Here is a 1,800-nt window from a genome sequence, read left to right as displayed (position 1 = left end):
TATGAGTGGTAGGGGAGCGTTGTGTAAGCCGTTGAAGGTGAATTGAGAAGTTTGCTGGAGGTATCACAAGTGCGAATGCTGACATGAGTAACGATAAGGGGAGTGAAAAACTCCCCCGCCGAAAGACCAAGGTTTCCTGTCCCATGTTAATCAGGGCAGGGTAAGTCGGCCCCTAAGGCGAGGCGGAAACGCGTAGTCGATGGGAAACAGATTAATATTTCTGTACTTCTATATATTGCGAAGGAGGGACGGAGCAGGCTAAGCAAGCATGGCGTTGGTAGTCCATGTGAAAGTGTGTAGGCGAGAAACTTAGGTAAATCCGGGTTTCTCCTTTTATTAGGAACGCTGAGACACGAGACGAGATTCTACGGAATTGAAGTTGTTGATGCCATACTTCCAGGAAAAGCTTCTAAGCATCAGATATATAGGAACCGTACCCCAAACCGACACAGGTGGTTAGGTAGAGAATACTAAGGCGCTTGAGAGAACTCGGGTGAAGGAACTAGGCAAAATAGTACCGTAACTTCGGGAGAAGGTACGCTGCTCACGGTGATGGAACTTGCTTCCTAAGCTATGAGCAGTCGAAGTAACCAGGTGGCTGGAACTGTTTATTAAAAACACAGCACTGTGCAAAATCGAAAGATGACGTATACGGTGTGACGCCTGCCCGGTGCCGGAAGGTTAATTGATTGGGTTAGTCCTCGGACGAAGCTCATGATCGAAGCCCCGGTAAACGGCGGCCGTAACTATAACGGTCCTAAGGTAGCGAAATTCCTTGTCGGGTAAGTTCCGACCTGCACGAATGGCGTAATCATGGCCACACTGTCTCCACCCGAGACTCAGTGAAATTGAATTTGCGGTTAAGATGCCGTATACCCGCGGCTAGACGGAAAGACCCCGTGAACCTTTACTATAGCTTGACAGTGAACATTGCTCCTACATGTGTAGGATAGGTGGGAGGCATTGAAACCAGGTCGCTAGATTTGGTGGAGCCAATCTTGAAATACCACCCTTGTATGCGTGATGTTCTAACCTAGGCCCCTTATCGGGGTTGGGGACACTGTCTGGTGGGTAGTTTGACTGGGGCGGTCTCCTCCCAAAGAGTAACGGAGGAGCACGAAGGTTGGCTAAGTATGGTCGGACATCATACGGTTAGTGCAATGGCATAAGCCAGCTTAACTGCGAGACAGACACGTCGAGCAGGTACGAAAGTAGGTCATAGTGATCCGGTGGTTCTGTATGGAAGGGCCATCGCTCAACGGATAAAAGGTACTCCGGGGATAACAGGCTGATACCGCCCAAGAGTTCATATCGACGGCGGTGTTTGGCACCTCGATGTCGGCTCATCACATCCTGGGGCTGAAGTCGGTCCCAAGGGTATGGCTGTTCGCCATTTAAAGTGGTACGCGAGCTGGGTTTAGAACGTCGTGAGACAGTTCGGTCCCTATCTGCCGTGGGCGTTTGAGAATTGAAGAGGGCTGCTCCTAGTACGAGAGGACCGGAGTGGACGAACCCCTGGTGTTCGGGTTGTTATGCCAATAGCATTGCCCGGTAGCTACGTTCGGAACTGATAACCGCTGAAAGCATCTAAGCGGGAAACAGGCTTTGAGATGAGTTCTCACTGGAGCTTTAAGCTCCCTAAAGGGTCGTTGGAGACTACAACGTTGATAGGTCAGGTGTGTAAGTGCTGCGAGGCATTGAGCTAACTGATACTAATTACCCGTGAGGCTTAACCATACAACACCTAAGTGGTTTTACTTAGATTGTAGTTAAGACTGACATAGAATACTTCACGCACAA

At 49.7% G+C, this 1,800-nt stretch carries 1 rRNA gene; it reads left to right on the top strand.

Annotated features, from left to right (window positions below):
• A 23S ribosomal RNA gene (locus AC27G3_RS18060) occupies window positions 1-1,737 on the top strand; the annotation flags it as partial.
• Window positions 1,738-1,800 lie beyond the last annotated feature (63 nt).

The sequence above is a fragment of the Colwellia sp. SU-HH01217 genome, assembly GCF_057543495.1.
Note: the sequence above shows the minus strand (reverse complement) of the source record. Positions and strands in the feature narration are given on the sequence as shown.